Below are 461 nucleotides of genomic sequence, written 5' to 3' on the forward strand. Positions count from 1 at the left end.
TGAGGTTTTCTCAGCCCCTTTCGTGCCATGCATTGTTGAGGACGAGGGCGGCCTGGGCGATGGCTCCGATCCGGCTGGGGCTGACCGTCACATGCTGCAGCGCGCGCCAGCGCTGCTTGAGCTCGGCTGCGGCACGCTCGCCGATCGCGCGGATGCCGCGCAGCAGCCGGTTGTGGGCGCGGGTGTCCGCCGCCAGGGGTGAGGCGATGTCGGGGTGCGGGCGGAAGGGTGTGTGCACGCCGATGCCGGCGCCGGTGTAGCCGACATCGGCCAGGGTCGGCAGCCCGTGGCGGGCCGCGGCGTACAGCGCCGGCAGCGCATGGGTCCGCGCGGCGCGCAGGTCGTGCACCGAGCCGGGCTCGACGTCGGAGACCCACAGCAGCGAGCCGTCGGGAGCGGCGAGGAACTGCAGGTTTCCGGCGAAGCGTCGTCCCTTGCCGGAGTACCACAGGTCGTTGCCC

1 protein-coding gene is annotated in these 461 nt (G+C 72.5%); it reads right to left on the minus strand.

All coding sequences use genetic code 11. The annotated features are described in order from the left end of the window. Positions 1–10: 10 nt before the first annotated feature. Positions 11–461: transposase family protein (locus AC2CJA_RS27215; protein WP_484605280.1), on the minus strand; the 451-nt coding region annotated here is incomplete at its 5' end.

It is taken from the genome of Streptomyces sp. ATLC9 (assembly GCF_057196705.1).